The sequence below is a fragment of the Planotetraspora thailandica genome (genome assembly GCF_016863335.1).
Classification (GTDB): Bacteria; Actinomycetota; Actinomycetes; order Streptosporangiales; family Streptosporangiaceae; genus Planotetraspora; species Planotetraspora thailandica.
The window spans coordinates 31,492-46,497 of sequence record NZ_BOOR01000043.1; the positions used below are offsets into that span (position 1 = coordinate 31,492).

The 15,006-nt window shown below is 70.1% G+C and carries 16 protein-coding genes; 14 read left to right on the forward strand and 2 right to left on the reverse strand.

What is annotated here, in order from left to right; all coding sequences use genetic code 11:
• Positions 1-50: 50 nt before the first annotated feature.
• The 12 genes from Pth03_RS26405 to Pth03_RS26460 all read left to right on the forward strand — a co-directional run bounded on the left by Pth03_RS26405 (position 51) and on the right by Pth03_RS26460 (position 12,727).
• Complete coding sequence (locus Pth03_RS26405; protein WP_203947091.1) at positions 51-1,196, forward strand: substrate-binding domain-containing protein; 1,146 nt, start codon at positions 51-53, stop codon at positions 1,194-1,196.
• 130 nt (positions 1,197-1,326) lie between these two features.
• Positions 1,327-2,667: a fibronectin type III domain-containing protein gene (locus Pth03_RS26410; RefSeq protein ID WP_203947092.1), complete on the forward strand. Its 1,341-nt coding sequence runs from the start codon at positions 1,327-1,329 to the stop codon at positions 2,665-2,667.
• A 43-nt stretch (positions 2,668-2,710) separates the two neighbouring features.
• Positions 2,711-3,898, forward strand: a complete 1,188-nt coding sequence (locus tag Pth03_RS26415; RefSeq protein ID WP_203947093.1) for a substrate-binding domain-containing protein — start codon at positions 2,711-2,713, stop codon at positions 3,896-3,898.
• Between the two features lie 94 nt (positions 3,899-3,992).
• Positions 3,993-5,318 carry a fibronectin type III domain-containing protein gene (locus Pth03_RS26420; protein WP_203947094.1) on the forward strand — a complete coding sequence of 442 codons (1,326 nt, stop codon included), beginning with the start codon at positions 3,993-3,995 and terminating at the stop codon, positions 5,316-5,318.
• A gap of 160 nt (positions 5,319-5,478) precedes the next feature.
• Positions 5,479-6,042: a hypothetical protein gene (locus Pth03_RS26425; protein WP_203947095.1), complete on the forward strand. Its 564-nt coding sequence runs from the start codon at positions 5,479-5,481 to the stop codon at positions 6,040-6,042.
• Between the two features lie 269 nt (positions 6,043-6,311).
• Positions 6,312-6,878 carry a hypothetical protein gene (locus tag Pth03_RS26430; protein ID WP_203947096.1) on the forward strand — a complete coding sequence of 189 codons (567 nt, stop codon included), beginning with the start codon at positions 6,312-6,314 and terminating at the stop codon, positions 6,876-6,878.
• A 301-nt stretch (positions 6,879-7,179) separates the two neighbouring features.
• Positions 7,180-8,304 carry a WxL protein peptidoglycan domain-containing protein gene (locus Pth03_RS26435; protein WP_203947097.1) on the forward strand — a complete coding sequence of 375 codons (1,125 nt, stop codon included), beginning with the start codon at positions 7,180-7,182 and terminating at the stop codon, positions 8,302-8,304.
• A 132-nt stretch (positions 8,305-8,436) separates the two neighbouring features.
• A complete protein-coding gene (locus Pth03_RS26440; RefSeq protein ID WP_203947098.1) occupies positions 8,437-9,516 on the forward strand; it encodes a hypothetical protein in 1,080 nt (359 codons plus the stop codon).
• A 174-nt stretch (positions 9,517-9,690) separates the two neighbouring features.
• Positions 9,691-10,518 (forward strand): sortase, encoded by an 828-nt coding sequence (locus tag Pth03_RS26445; protein WP_203947099.1) that lies wholly within the window; start codon positions 9,691-9,693, stop codon positions 10,516-10,518.
• 43 nt (positions 10,519-10,561) lie between these two features.
• A complete protein-coding gene (locus Pth03_RS26450) occupies positions 10,562-11,521 on the forward strand; it encodes a phosphate ABC transporter ATP-binding protein (protein WP_203947100.1) in 960 nt (319 codons plus the stop codon).
• Between the two features lie 94 nt (positions 11,522-11,615).
• On the forward strand, positions 11,616-11,987 hold the full coding sequence (locus Pth03_RS26455) for a PH domain-containing protein (protein ID WP_203947101.1): 372 nt from the start codon (positions 11,616-11,618) through the stop codon (positions 11,985-11,987).
• Positions 11,988-12,148: 161 nt separating this feature from the next.
• Positions 12,149-12,727, forward strand: coding sequence for an LOG family protein (locus Pth03_RS26460; protein ID WP_203947102.1), 579 nt, complete (start codon positions 12,149-12,151; stop codon positions 12,725-12,727).
• A 242-nt stretch (positions 12,728-12,969) separates the two neighbouring features.
• On the opposite strand, the gene Pth03_RS26465 is transcribed toward Pth03_RS26460, so the two are convergent.
• Positions 12,970-13,242, reverse strand: a complete 273-nt coding sequence (locus tag Pth03_RS26465; protein WP_203947103.1) for a hypothetical protein — start codon at positions 13,240-13,242, stop codon at positions 12,970-12,972.
• 26 nt (positions 13,243-13,268) lie between these two features.
• Between Pth03_RS26465 and Pth03_RS26470 the strand changes: the two genes are divergently transcribed.
• Both Pth03_RS26470 and Pth03_RS26475 read left to right on the forward strand, forming a co-directional pair.
• On the forward strand, positions 13,269-13,691 hold the full coding sequence (locus tag Pth03_RS26470; protein WP_203947104.1) for a hypothetical protein: 423 nt from the start codon (positions 13,269-13,271) through the stop codon (positions 13,689-13,691).
• Positions 13,685-14,260 carry a DNA-3-methyladenine glycosylase I gene (locus Pth03_RS26475; protein ID WP_203947105.1) on the forward strand — a complete coding sequence of 192 codons (576 nt, stop codon included), beginning with the start codon at positions 13,685-13,687 and terminating at the stop codon, positions 14,258-14,260. Before Pth03_RS26470 ends, Pth03_RS26475 begins: the two co-directional genes overlap by 7 nt.
• On the opposite strand, the gene Pth03_RS26480 is transcribed toward Pth03_RS26475, so the two are convergent.
• Positions 14,226-15,005 (reverse strand): enoyl-CoA hydratase-related protein, encoded by a 780-nt coding sequence (locus tag Pth03_RS26480; protein WP_373318595.1) that lies wholly within the window; start codon positions 15,003-15,005, stop codon positions 14,226-14,228. The genes Pth03_RS26475 and Pth03_RS26480 overlap by 35 nt on opposite strands.
• Position 15,006 lies beyond the last annotated feature (1 nt).

The window sequence follows — 15,006 nt, forward strand, 5'->3', positions numbered from 1 at the left end:
GCGGGAAACGCGCCCGCCGGTCCGACCCTCCACGAAAGGGAGGATCGCAAGTGCGTAAGAGTAACGCTATCGCTGCCGCGCTCGCAGCGACAGCCGCGAGCACACTCATGCTCGCTGGTACGCCGGCCATGGCCGAGCCGACGGGCCCCGTCAGCGCGGCGAACATCGTCGGCACCGGCTCGGACACCACCCAGGACGTGCTCAACGCCCTCACCGCAGATCTCGCCCCGCTCGACGGCGTGGTGTCCTTCAACGCCACGGGGCTCCCCGACCCGATCACGGTGGGCAGCACCAGCTTCAAGCGGCCGAACGGCTCGTCCAGCGGCGTCAAGGCCCTCAGCCGTTCGATCGACAGCACCGGCACGCCGAACATCAGTGGCCTGCTTGACTTCGCCCGCTCCTCCCGCGGCCCGGCCGCGGGAACCGATCTCGGTGCGGCCGGGGCGCTGACGTTCATCCCGATGGCCCGCGACGCGGTCGCCTACGCCTACAACGGCGCGGGCCTGAGCAACCTGACGCGCACGCAGCTTCAGGGGATCTACCAGGCCGACACCGCTGCGCAGGCCAAGGCTGCCGCCGGTGGCGTCGACGTGACGCCGCTCCTGCCGCAGGCCGGCTCGGGAACTCGGTCGTTCTTCATCGGGGCGATCGGTCTGACCGAGGCAACGCTCGGCGACTACGTGCTGGCCCAGACGACTCCGCAGGAGAACAAGGCGGACGGCATCGTCACCCCCGGAAAGATCGTGCCGTTCTCCACGGGGCAGTGGATCGCCCAGCGCAACGGCGTGACCGAGTCGCACGTCAACGTGGCCTACGGGCTGGGCACCCGCCTGGGCTCGCCGGTCGCCGACGTGCTCGGTGACCCGGTCGACCCCACACTGACCTCGGCCGGCAAGCTCGTTCCCAACCCGGACTACTACTCCGACGCCACGTTCGGTCGTGACGTGTACAACGTGGTGGAGACCGCGCGGATCACGGTCGGCAACGCGAAGTACGACTCCGCGCTGGCGGCCGTGTTCTCCGGGTCGTCTTCGACGATCGCTTCGGCCGACTCCGACGTGATCATCGCCAAGTACGGATTCCAGGTCGTTTCCTACGCCGGTGACACCGACATCCCCGGCTCCGGCGAGATTACTACGGGTACGGGCGTGGGCGACCACGCGAAGGGCGGGGCGCTCGAGCCTGGGTCGTGGTAACCCCGTGGCGGTCGCTGAGCTACGCAAGTAAGTCCTGACACCAATCGCAAGTGGGACCGGCCGAGCGCTCGGCCGGTCCCACACCAGCGGGCCCGCGGCTGTCTCCCTCCTCCGCATCAAGGACGTACACATGCAACAACTGATGAGGCACCGGCGGGTGGCGATGGTGGCCGCGGCGCTGGGTGTGGCGACACTCGTGGTTGCCTCCCCGGCTTACGCCGATCCGATCGAGGGTCACGAGATCCGGCAGTTCCAGATCACACCGCAGACCAGCCCGCTGCGGGTCAACAGCACGCCGATCACGATCGTCGACCCGGAGGCCTGCGCGAGCGGGACCGCCTACGTGGCACTGACGCGGCCCGGCAATGAGCTCACGCCGAGCAAGTGGATCCGCTTTTCCACCGACCAGCACGCGACGTCAGACTCAAGCCTGCGCAACTACACAGGCGCGTCGTCGGTGGCCGACACCAATGAGAGCAACGCCTTTCTCCTGGAATACGGCACCTCCTGGTCGGTGGTCCGGTCGTGCTGGACGTCGGGCAGCTTTACCACGCCTCCGTCCGAGGGAACCCTGGCCCCGGGGTCCCCGGTCTACATGGTGACGGTCAAGAAGCTCACCGAGGCCGAGGCGGCGGCCCACCTGGGCGGCACGGCCGCGCCTGCCTGGGCCACGCTCGTGCCGGTCGTCGGGTCGGAGGAGGCCGTGCCCACGGCCCCGACGCGCGTCACCGTGGCTCCTGGCGATCAGTCCCTCGCGGTGTCGTGGGACGCGGTCACCGCGAACCCCGCGGTGAGCGGCTACAAGATCGCGGTGACGGCCGGTGGCACGCCGGTCGCGGGTTCGCCGTTCGCGGCGGGCGCGGGCGAAACGAGGGCGGTCATCAACGGCCTCGCCGCCGGCACGCAATACACCGTGACGGTCACGGCCACCAACTCCCTCGGCGACGGCCCGGCCAGTGCTTCGGTCACCGGTATTCCCAATTTCAGCTCGGGCAGGGTCGCTGTGAAGGTCGACGTCCCCGTGTCGGGTTACGGCAGCCTCTCCTTGCGTGTGCCTACTTCAGGCGTCGCCGACCTCGGTAATGCGGTCGAGCAAGGCGACGGCACGTTCAGGGCGAGCGGCCGGCTGGGCGAGATCACCGTGACCGACCGGCGCGTCCCGATCGACCGTACGCCGTGGTCGCTGCAGGCCACAGTCAGCGACTTCGTCTCCACCGCCGACGCGACCAAGAAGTTCTCGTCCGCGCAGCTCGGGTCCGCCCCGACCGTCACGGGTGCGGGTCTCACCGCGGGTCCCGCGCAGGCGGCCGGGTCGGGTCAGGAGACGCGGCTCCTTGCCAACGCGGTCGCGGGCTCGTCGGGGGGGACTGCGACCGCCACCGTGAACGCCGACCTGTCGCTCGTGGTGCCCCGCGGCATAACGAAGGGCACTTACCGGTCCACCATGACCGTCGACCTGATCAAGAGCTGAGCGCGCGCCGGAGCCAGACCCTCCAGGAAAGGGAGGATCAGAAATGCGTAAGAGCAGCGGTATCGCCGCCGTGCTCGCAGCGACAGCCGCGACCGCACTCGTGCTCGCGGCCGGCACGCCGGCGATGGCCGACCCGGCAGCGGGCACCTACCCGCCGATCGCCGGTGTCGGCTCGGGCACCACCCAGGACGTGCTCAACGCCCTGGCCGACCCGATGACCGGCTCGCTCACCAACGTCGGCTCCTGGGACGCCACCGGGAGCTCGCAGATCCGGGTCACCGCGACCGGACCGTCGTTTTCGCGGCCGATCAGCTTGAGTGCGCTCGGCCGCTCGATCGACGGCAACCCCTGGAACGGCGTCGTCATCCGCGGCCAGCTTGACTTCGCCCGCTCCTCCCGCGGCCCGGCCGCGGGAACCGATCTCGGTGCGTTCGGGGCGCTAACGTTCATCCCGATGGCCCGCGACGGGATGGCCTACGCGTACAACGGCGCGGGCCTGAGCACCTCGGACCAGACCAAGCTGAGCAAGCTGTCGCGCGCGCAGCTTCAGGGGATCTACTCGGCCCCCACCGCTGCGGCAGCGAAGGCTGCCGCCGGTAACGTCGATGTGGTGCCGTTCTTGCCACCGTACGGCTCGGACATGCGGTTCTTCTTCATCGGGGCGCTCGGTCTGACCGAGGGAACGCTCGGCGCCTACGTGCTGACGACTCCGCAGGAGAACAAGGCGGACGGCATCGTCGACAGCACCGGCGAGATCGTGCCGTTCTCGGCGGCGTCGTGGATCGCCCAGCGCAACCACGTGGCCCCCACGCGCATCGACCTGGCCTATGCGGCGGGCACCCGCCTGGGCTCGCCGGTCGTCGACGTGCTCGGTGACCCGGTTTCGCCCACGCTGACAGTGCCGGTCACGCCCCCCACCACGCCCGCGACCACCAAGCTCGTTCCCAACCCGGACTACTACTCCAACGCCTGGTTCGGCCATGACGTGTACAACGTGGTGGAGACCGCACGAATCACGGTCGGCAACGCGAAGTACGACTCCGCGCTGGCATCCATGTTCGCCGGACCCTCGTCGCAGATCGCTTCGGCCGACTCCGACGCGATCATCGCCAAGTACGGATTCCAGTTCGTTTCCTACGCCGGTGACACCGACATCGTCGGCTCCGGCGAAATCGGGGGCGTAGTTGGCTCGGGCGACCACGCCAAGAGTGGGGTGCTCGAGTGGTCCTGACACCGCAAGTGTGGCCGGTTGAGCGCTTGGCCGGTCCGGCACCCGTGGGCGCAGGGGCCCGCAGGTGTCTCCCTCCGAATCAAAGGACGTACCCATGAAGCAACTGACAAGGCACCGGCGGGTCGCGATGGTGGCCGCGGCGCTGGGTGTGGCGACAGTCATGGCCGCCTCGCCCGCTTACGCCGACCCGATCACCGGTCACGAGATCCGGCAGTTCCAGATCACACCGCAGACCAGCCCGCTGCGGCTCACCAGCACGCCGATCACGATCGTCGACCCGGACGCCTGCGCGAGCGGGAAGGCCTTCGTGGCACTGACGCGGCCCGGCGACGAGCTCACGCCCAACAAGTGGATCCGCTACTCCTTCGACCAGCACGCGACGTCGGACTCAAGCCTGCGCAACTACACAGGCCTGTCGCTGGTGGTCAACGTCGATGAGAGCAACCTCTTCCTCACGGAGTACGGCAGCTCCTGGTCGGTGGTCCGGTCGTGCTGGACGACGGGCGACGGAGCCGTACTGCCGACCGAGGGAAGCCTGGCCGCGGGATCCCCGGTCTACATGGTGACGGTCAAAAAGCTCACCGAGGCCGAGGCGGCGGCCCACCTGGGCGGTACGGCCGCGCCGGCCTGGGCCACGCTCGTGCCGGTCGGCGGGCCGGTGCAGGCCGTGCCCACGGCCCCGACGGGCGTCACCGTGACTCCTGGCCAGGGCTCCCTCGCGGTGTCGTGGGACGCGGTCACCGCGAACCCCGCGGTGAGCGGCTACAAGATCGCGGTGACGGCCGGTGGCACGCCGGTCGCGGGTTCGCCGTTCACGGCTGGCGCGGGTGACACGCGAGCGGTCATCAGCGGCCTCACCGACGGCACCGAATACACCGTGAAGGTCACGGCCACCAACTCCCTCGGCGACGGTCCGGCCAGTGCAGCGGTCACGGGAACCCCGACGGAGAACCTCGGCTCGGGCACGGTCGACGTGAAGGTCGACGTCCCCGTGTCGGCCGGCACCATCACCTTGCAGGTGCCTGCTTCCGGCGCCGACCTCGGCAGGGCGGCCGAGCAGCAGGACGGCACGTTCACGGCGAGCGGCCAGCTGGGCGAGGTCACCGTGAACGACCGGCGCCCCCAGGCTGAGCGTACGCCGTGGTCTCTGCAGGCCACGGTGGACGACTTCGTCTCCACCACCGACGCGACCAAGAAGATCCCGTTCGCGCAGCTCGGGTCCGCCCCGGCCGTCACGGGTGCGGGTCTCACCGCGGGTCCCGCGCAGACGGCCGGTCAGGGCCAGGCGACCCGGCTCCTTGCCAACGCGACCGCGGGCTCGTCGGGGTCCGTGAACACCAACCTGTCGCTCGTGGTGCCCCGCGACACGCCGAACGGCACGTACGGGACGACCGTCACCGTCGACCTGATCAAGGACTGAGCGCGCGCCGGAGCCCGACCCTCCAGGCGAGGCCGAGGGCGGGGCGCTCGAGCAAGTCCAGACACCGAATGCACGTCAGACCGGCCGAGCACTCGGCCGGTCTGACGCCCGCGGGCGCAGGGGCCCGCGGTTGTCTCCCTCCGAGTCAAAGGACGTATAGATGAAGCAACTGACGATGCGCCGGCGGGTGGCGATGGTGGCCGCGGCGGTGGGCGCCACGACACTCCTGGCCGCTGCGCCGGCTTCCGCCGATTCGTTCCGCGGTCACAACATCCGACCGCTCAAGATCACGGCGGAGACCAGCCCGCTGCGGGTCAACAGCACGCCGATCACGATCGTCGACCCGAAGCCCTGCAAGAAGGGGACCGCCTTCGTGGCACTGACGCGGCGCGGCGACGAGCTCACGCCCAGCAAGTGGGTTCGCTACTCCTACGACCAGCACGCGACGGCAGACACAAGCCTGCGCAACTACACAGGCGTGTCCCAGGTGGTCAACCCCGATGAGAGCAACGCCTTCCTTCTGGAGTACGGCAGCGTCTGGTCCGTGGTCCGGTCGTGCTGGACGTCCGGCGACATGGGCTCGGTGCCGACCGAGGGAACTCTGGTCCCGGGGTCCCCGGTCTACATGGTGAAGGTCAAGAAGCTCACCGAGGCTCAGGCGGCACGCCACCTGGGCGGCACGGCCGCGCCGGCCTGGGCCAAGCTCGTGCCGGTCCGCCGCTGACCGTGGCCACGGTCACGACGGGCGTCGCCGTGGATCGTTCCCTCACGGTGTAGTGGGGCGCGGTAACCGCGACACGAGGACCATCACCGTCGACTTCATCAAGGACTGAGCGCGCGTCGGGGTCCGACCTGCCAGACGAGGCCAAGGGCGGGGCGGTCGAGCAAGTCCAGACACCGAACACAAGCGTGACCGGCCGAGTACTCGGCCGGTCCGGCACCTGTGGGCGCAGGGGCCCGCGGTTGTCTCCCTCCGAGTCAAAGGACATATAGATGAAGCAACTGACGATGCACCGGCGGGTCGCGATGGTGGCCGCGGCGGTGGGTGCCACGACACTCCTGGCCGCTGCGCCGGCTCACGCCGATTCGTTCCGCGGTCACGAGATCCGGCAGCTCAAGGTCACGGCGGAGACCAGCCCGCTGCGGGTCAACAGCACGCCGATCACGATCGTCGACCCGAAGCCCTGCGCGAAGGGCACCGCCTTCGTGGCACTGACGCGGCCCGGCGACGAGCTCACGCCCAGCAAGTGGGTTCGCTACTCCTACGACCAGCACGCGACGACGGACGTGAGCCTGCGCAACTACACAGGCGTGTCGCAGGTGGTCAACCCCGATGAGAGCAACGCCTTCCTCCTCGAGTACGGCAGCTCCTGGTCCGTGGTCCGGTCGTGCTGGACGTCCGGCGACATGGGCTCGGTGCCGACCGAGGGAACCCTGGCTCCGAGGTCCCCGATCTACATGGTGACGGTCAAGAAGCTCACCGAGGCCCAGGCGGCCGCCCACCTGGGCGGCACGGCCGCGCCGGCCTGGGCCAAGCTCGTGCCGGTCCGCTGCCGCTGACCAGCAACAAGATCGCGGTGACGGCCGGTGGTTCGCCGTTCGCTGGTTCGCCGTTCGCGGCGGGCGCGGGCGACACGAGGACCATCACCGTCGACCTCACCAGTGGCTGATTCCGCGCCGGAGTCCGGCGCGGAGTCAGTCCACCCGCGGGTCCTGGGTATCCGACCGGTACCCAGGGCCCGTGGGCCCTGGTCCGCCGACGCCGCGGGCCGCGGCGAGCTCAGCTTCCGAAGCCAGGAAGTTCACTCCACGTTCACCCGACGAGCCTTCCGACTTTTTTGCATTGCGGCAATCTAGCGCCGTGTACTCTCTCAAGAGCCTCGACCGGGCTTGGCGCTCGTCCCGCTCCGGGCGATTGATCGCCGGCCTGCTCGCCATGCTGACAATCCTGCTCACGGTCCCCGTGGCGCCCGCGCAGGCCGCTGACGGTGAGGCCGCCTTCTCCGCGGACCCGGCGACCAAGGCCGGCCGCGACGGGCGCAGCCGCTTCACCTACGAGCTCGCGCCGGGCCAGCGCGTCACCGACTACGTCGAGATCCGCAACGACGGCAAGACGCGTGGCTCGTTCGTCATCTACACGACCGACGCCTACAACACACCCGAGGGTGCGTTCGCGCTGCTCACCTCCGCCCAGGTGCCGCAGGGTCCGGGCACCTGGGCCGACTTCGGCCACCGGTGCGACCCTGCTGCCGACCGCTCCTGCACGATCCCGTCCTCCGCCGAGGTGACCCTCGGTCCGGGTAAGTCCAAAGTGGTGCCCTTCACGATCAAGGTTCCCGCCGACGCGCGACCCGGTGACCACGCGGGCGGCGTCGTGGCCTCCCTCGCCTCGGGCAAGGGTCAGATCCGCGTCGAGAACCGGGTCATCACGCGCATGTACATCCGCGTCGCCGGCGAGCTCCAGCCGCACGTGTCGATCGGCGGCATTCGCACGGAACTCGGCAACGGGTGGGCGAGCCTGAGTCACCCGCTGAAGGTGACGTACACGTTGACCAACACGGGCAACGTCGCCCTCCGCGGGCGGATCGAGTCGTGGGTGACCGGACCGTTCGGCAATCGGGTCGCGACCGGTGAGAAGGCCGAGACGAGCGAGTTGCTGCCCGGTCAAAAGCGGACGCTGGTCGCGCGGATGGCCGGCGTGCCGGCTCTCGGCCTGCTCACCGCCCACGTGCGGCTCGTCCCGTTCGTCGACGCCGGAGCACTCGATCCCGGCCCGCTCACCAATACCGAGCGCACCGCGAGCCTCTGGGTCGTCCCGTGGCTGGTCGTGGTGGCGCTCGTCATCGCCGTCGCCGCGGTGGTGTGGGCGTGGCGCCGACGGAGGTCGCGTGCCGCCAGGCACGCCGCGGAGCTCGAGACCGCTCTCGCCGAGGGCCGTCGGCAGGCACTTGAGGAAACGGCGTCCTCGGGCGAGCCCCCTGCGTGAGCTGCGCGCGGCGCTGAGGAGTTCGTGGCGCGTTCAACTGCGTGACACTTGTTACGAGATAAATTGTGACAACGTAATTATGTCAATGTATGACGGCCGAAGTCTTGCTCCTTCACTGGCCAAAGGGTAACCGTGACTGCTCTGACTACCCGCGCGGCGCGAGCGGCCCGCGTACTCGGGCTCGGCGTGCTCGTCGTCGCCGCGCTCACGACCGGGGCGCCCCACGCCGTCGCCGCCGACGGTGACCCCTCGGCGCCCTACGGCGCCGAGGTGCGCGTCCCGGCTGCGAAGGGACCGATCATCGCGACGATGAACGAGTTCCGGCTGATGCGCAACGGCAGCATCATCACTGACACCGTATCGGTCAGGCGCGGCGAGAAGATCGAGCTGCTCTGGCGGGGCATCCCCGACGGCGACTACCTTGGCCGGCTCCGGAAGGGCGGCACCCTCGTGCGTGAGATCGGCTCGTTCGCGGTCAGCGGAGGCGAGCTGCGCGTGGTGCACGAGGTCGTCGACCGCCCGGGCACCTACACGCTGTCGTTCGCCCTCGGCAGCCGCCGGCTCGAACCCGCGCTCACCTACGAGGTGACGGCGTCGCCGGGCAACGGCGGCTCGCCCGGCGGACAGGGCGGAGGATCGACACCGGCACCCTCGGGTTCGCCAGGAGGCACGCCCACGCCCACGCCCACCCCCACGCCCACCCCCAGTGCGACGCCGACCAAACCCGCGACGAAGAACACGCCGATCGCGTCGATCGGTGGTCTGCGTACCGAGTTCTACATGAGCCCCAACCCGCTCGACGGCATCCTCGACGTCACATACACGGTGAGCAACAACGGCAACGTCCCGATCACCGGGACCGCGAACGTCTCGGTGCGCAGCCCGTTCGTCGACGTGGCTCGCGCCGACCCGTCACGCCTGGACCCGCTCGCGCCGGGCGAGACGCGCCGGATCACGACGCGGCTGCGCGACGTCGAGCAAGCCGGGCTGCTGCTCGTCAACGTCCGCCTCGATCCCGAGCAGGTCGGGACGGACGGCACGGTGCGGCTCCAGGCGGTGAACCGCGAGACGAGCACGTGGGCGTTGCCGTGGTTCGCGTTCGCCGCCGCCGGGATTCTCGCCGGCGTCACGATCATCGTGCTGCGCCTTCTTCGGCGTGTGCGCCCCGAGGCCGAGCTCGTCGCCCCCGCCGCCCCCGCCACGACCGCCTGATCTGGAAGGCCCTCGATGACCATCGCACCGGAGCGGCCCCGCGCCGCGACGCATCCTCCGGTCACACGCGGCGATGCGCTCGACGCGCCACCACCGGCGCCACCGTCGCGTACCCTTCCGCCGCCGAAGACTCCGCGTCCTCCCAGCGCGCCGCAGCCGCAGTGGCTCGGTCCCATGCAGAGCGGACTCGCCGCCCTGTCCGCCGTCCTGCTGGGGCTGGTCGTCAACCTGCTGCTGGTGAGCCCGCTCACCCACGAGGCGCGCCAGGACGCCGCGTACGACACGTTCCGCCTGCAGCTCGCCGAGGGCACCGCGCCGGTGTCCGAGATCGACGGCGACGGCCGGCTCCTCGCGTCAGGCTCGCCGGTCGCCCTCGTCGACATCCCGTCGATCGGCGTGCACGAGGTCGTCGTCGAGGGCACGACCTCCGGTGACCTCGTCCAGGGTCCGGGGCACCGCCGCGACACGGTCCTGCCTGGCCAGCAGGGGACTTCGGTGCTCATGGGGAGGGCGGGCGCCTACGGCGGGCCGTTCGGCGACATCGAGCAGCTCGCCCCGGGCGACACGTTCACCGTCACGACCGGGCAGGGCGAGCACACCTATCGGGTGCTGGGCGTGCGCTACGCCAAAGACCCGTCCCCGCCGCCTCCCAGCGCCAGCCAGTCCCGGCTCGTGCTCACCACCGCACGCGGACCGGCCTTCATGCCCACGGGTGTGGCCCGCGTCGACGCCGAGCTGGTCAGCAAGGTCTACCCGGCCGGGCAGCGCGTCACGACGGCGCTGTCGAGAGGTCCCGCCGGCGAGCCGATGGCCGCCGACACCTCGACGCTCTGGGCCCTCGTCCTATGGCTGCAGGTGCTCGTGGCCCTCGCCCTCGGCGCCGTGTGGTCGTTCAACCGCTGGGGGCGGTGGCAGACCTGGGTCGTCTTCGTGCCCTCGGTAGCGGCCGTCGGGTTCCAGGTCGCCGACCAGGTGACCTGGCTCCTGCCCAACATGCTCTAGCCGTACGCCCCGAGTCGACGAGAACGAACGAGCGAGGAACCGCATGACGAACAACACCGGCAGCGACGCCGAGGCCACCACGACGCTTCCGGCCACCGGAGCGGCACAAACCAGCGTGCTTCCCAGCGTCACCGACGCCGACGAGCTTCACGGGCGCCGCGACGGTCAGGACGCGGGCGAGTTCATACCGGGTTTCGGCGCGGCGGTCGCTCCGGCAAAGCAGGCGCCGCTGGCCGAACTCGAGGCGCGCGAGATCTCCGCGTGGTTCGGCGACCACCAGGTGCTCGACCGGGTGTCACTGACGATGCCGGCAGGCGTCATCACCTCCCTGATCGGCCCGTCCGGGTGCGGCAAGTCGACGTTCCTGCGCATCCTCAACCGCATGCACGAGATGATCCCCTCCGCGTCGCTGGCCGGGGAGGTGCGCCTGGACGGGGTCGACATCTATGACCCGTCGCGCAAGCTGACCGAGGCCCGGCGTGCCATCGGCATGGTGTTCCAGAAGCCCAACCCGTTTCCGGCGATGAGCATCTACGACAACGTCATCGCCGGGCTGCGGCTCACCGGCGCCCGCGCCGACCGGGGCACCAAGGACGCCATCGTCGAGAGCTGCCTGACGAAGTCGGGGCTGTGGAAGGAGGTCCGCGACCGGCTGCGGGCACCCGGCGGCGGGCTGTCCGGCGGTCAGCAGCAGCGGCTGTGCATCGCCCGGTCGCTGGCCATCACGCCCCGCGTGCTGCTCATGGACGAGCCGTGCTCCGCGCTCGACCCGACGTCGACCAGGGTCATCGAGGAGACGATGGTCGAGCTGGCCCAGGAGGTGACGATCGTCATCGTCACCCACAACATGCAGCAGGCCTCCCGCGTGTCCACCCAGTGCGCCTTCTTCCTCGCGTCGCAGGGGACCCCCGGTGTGATCGTCGAGTACGGAGACACCGAGGCGATGTTCGGCGACCCGCAGGACCCGCGCACCGCCGACTACGTGAACGGCCGGTTCGGGTGACGGCATCAAGTCGTTCGCTCTCTGAGATCACTTCGTGAGTTCCGGCGGCCAGTGTCTGCTCTGCCCGGACGTGGATCGACCATGAGGATCACGCATGAACCAAACCGTTCCGCACGACAGACCCGAACAGCTGCAGCAGGTCCAGAGCGGTCTCATGCAGGGTGAGCAGATCCTCGCCGTCTACGACGCCATCGGCGCGGGGACCGGTTTCCTGGGGCTCACCGACCGCCGGGTGGTGATCCAGGACAAGTCGTTCGTGGGCAAGAAGGTGGCGATCACGAGCATCCCCTACTCGAAGATCACCAGTGTCAGCGTGGTCAGCAACAAATCCTGGGCCGGGTCCTTCTTCTCGTCCGGGTCGATCGCGATCAACGTCGGCACGCACGTTTACGAGGTGGACTTCCGGGGGGAGCAGAAGAGCCACCACGTGCACAACGTCATCCTTCATTACATCGCCAGGCCGTGATCTCGTTCTGACTCGTGGCCGGCCGCGCGGTCGCCGACGGGGGCAGGGCGGATCGTCCTGTTCCGTGGGAGCGTCCGGCGGGCCGATCTCCGGAGGATCCGGCAGAGCGGACATACCGGATACCTTTGAGGCCCACCGGCGTCCTTCAGGAGTGTGACAGCGTGTTCATCTGCGTGTACTGCGCATCGAGCCAGAGGATCGACCCCAAATACGTGGACCTGGCCAAGGAGGTCGGCACCGAGCTGGCCCGGCGCGGTCACGCACTGGTCAGCGGCGGCGCGATCGTCTCCTGCATGGGCGCGGTCGCCAAGGCCGTCAGGGACGGCGGCGGGCACACCGTCGGGGTCATCCCGCAGGTGCTGGTCGACATCGAGGTCGCCGACACCGACTCGGGCGAGCTGATCGTCACCGGCGACATGCGCGAGCGCAAGGGCATCATGGACGCCCGCTCCGACGCCTTCCTCGTTCTTCCCGGCGGCATCGGGACGCTGGAGGAGCTCTTCGAGATCTGGACCTCGCGCGTGCTCGGCATCCACGAGCGGCCACTCGTCGTGCTCGACCCCTGGGGCCTGTACACGCCGCTTCGCGCCCTGGTCGAGGGCATGTACGACCAGGGTTTCACCCGGCCCGGCGTCTTCGACGCGATCTCCTGGACGACCACCGTGGAGGAGGCGTTCGACCTTCTGGAACGGCCCGTCCCCCAGCTCAGCCCGTCCGCCGAGGAGCTCGGCGAGTCCTGACGCCTCCTGGACTGAGGATCGCCCGGAGCGAGGGACGGGCGACGACGTGACGAGGGAAGGGGCGCCTCAGGGGCGCCCCGAGCGCGCCTCGCTGGAGGCGAGGCCAGTGTCGTGTGAGGGGCGCGGCGTCTCCTGGACTGAGGATCGCCCGGAGCGAGGGACGAGCGAGGACGTGACGAGGGAAGGGGGCGCCTCAGGGGCGCCCCGAGCCCGCCTCGCCGGAGGCGAGGCCAGTGTCACAGTCATCCCAAGCCGCGCCGGGTGAGGGCCGGGGGCCTGCGGCCGAGCAGCACCTCGGTCATGTCCAGTGCCTGCCGTACGTCGTGGGTGGTGCGGAAGACCGTCGCCCCCGCCCAGGCGTAGGCGGCCGCGGCGGCGATCGCCTCCGTCTCGTCGCCGGGCAGGGTCACCATGACCGTACGGCCGGCCGCGGCGAGCTCGGAGGCCTCCGGCAGCGAGCGCGCCTCCGCCCATTCCGGGTCGATCTCGACATCCGGGCGGATCATTATGGTCATGCCTTCCATGCTCGCACGCTTGCGACTTGTGGCACGATTCGTATGTGCTGGTCGTACTCGTCATAGCCGGGGTCGCCGTCATCGCCTGCACGGCGATGGTCTCGCTCGGTTACGGCGGTGAAATGGCCGAGTTCTCCGCCGATGTGCCGCCCACGGAGATGCCCGCTGCGGGGCATCTGACTGCCACGGACATCATGACGCTCCGCCTCCCGCTGAGCCTCGTCGGTTACCACACGGACGTCGTCGATCAGGCGCTGCACCGCATGTCGGTGGCGTTGGGGGAGCGGGACACCCGGATCGCGGTTCTGGAGCAGCGGGTCGCCGAGCTGATGGCCGGCAGGCTGCAGGCGCGGCAGGAGACCCACACGGCTCCGGCCGAGATCCCGAGCGCGAGCGCGGCGGCGGGCGACAGAGCGGGTGACAGAGCGGACGCGGAAGAGACATGGTGATCCGGTGCGCCTGGGCCACGTCGGCCGAGGACTACATCGCCTACCACGACGAGGAGTGGGGCCGGCCGGTCCGCGGCGACGACGGCGTCTACGAGCGGGTCACGCTGGAGGCGTTCCAGTCGGGCCTGTCGTGGCTGACGATCCTGCGCAAGCGGGAGAACTTCCGCAAGGCCTTCGCCGAGTTCTCCATTCCGAAGGTGGCCGCGTTCGGCGACTCCGACGTGGAACGGCTGCTGAACGACGCCGGCATCATCCGCAACGGGGCCAAGATCGAGGCGGCGATCGCGAACGCCCGGGCAGCGCTCGACCTGCCGGGCGGGCTGTCGGAGCTGGTGTGGAGGCATGCCGACTGGTCGGCGCCCGCGCCGTCGGGCCCGGGCGACATCCTCGCGGTGACGCCGGGGTCGAAGGCCCTGGCCAAGGAGCTCAAGAAGCACGGCTTCCGTTTCGTCGGCCCGACGACGGCCTACGCGCTGATGCAGGCCATCGGCCTGGTCAACGACCATCTGACCGGCTGCTGGGTGCGCGAGACCGTCAACGGCCTTCGAAACTCGGCTTCTCGCGGTTGAGGAACGCCTTGGTCGCCGCCGCGTGGTCGGCGGTGGCCGCGCACGCGTCCTGGAGGTCGGCTTCCAGTTCGAGCGTGTCGGAGAGCGTGTTGGCGGCGGCGAAGTCCAGGGCCCGCCGGGTGGCCGCGTAGGCCCGGGTGGGGCCCTGTGCGAGCCGGCGCGCCAGTTCGAGGGCGGCGGCGGGCATGTCGGCGTCCGGCACGACCCGGGTGACAAGGCCGATCTCCAGCGCCCGTGCGGCGTCGACGGTGTCGCCGAGCAGCAGCAGTTCCCTGGCCCTGGCCGGCCCGGCGAGGCGCTGCAGCGTCCAGGACGCGCCGGAGTCGGGCGCCAGCCCGATGCCCGCGAAGGCCATGGCGAACTTCGCCTTGTCGGAGGCGATCCTGAAGTCGCACGCGAAGGCGAGGGAGGCGCCCGCCCCCGCGGCCACGCCGTTCACCCCGGCGACCACCGGCTTGTCCATCGAGGTGATCGTGCGCACGATCGGGTTGTAGTGCCCGCGCACGGTGCCCGCCAGGCCGAGCCCGCGCTCCAGGTTGCCGGCGTGCTCGCGCAGGTCCTGCCCCGCGCAGAAGGCCCTTCCTGCCCCGGTGAGCAGCACGGCGCGGACCGCGTCGTCGGCGGCCGCCTCCCGCAACGTCGCGAGCAGGCTGTCCTTCATCGCCGCGGTCAGCGAGTTCATCGCGTCCGGGCGGTTGAGGGTGATCGTGGCGACGGCCTCGTCGACGTCGTAGTCCACGCTCATC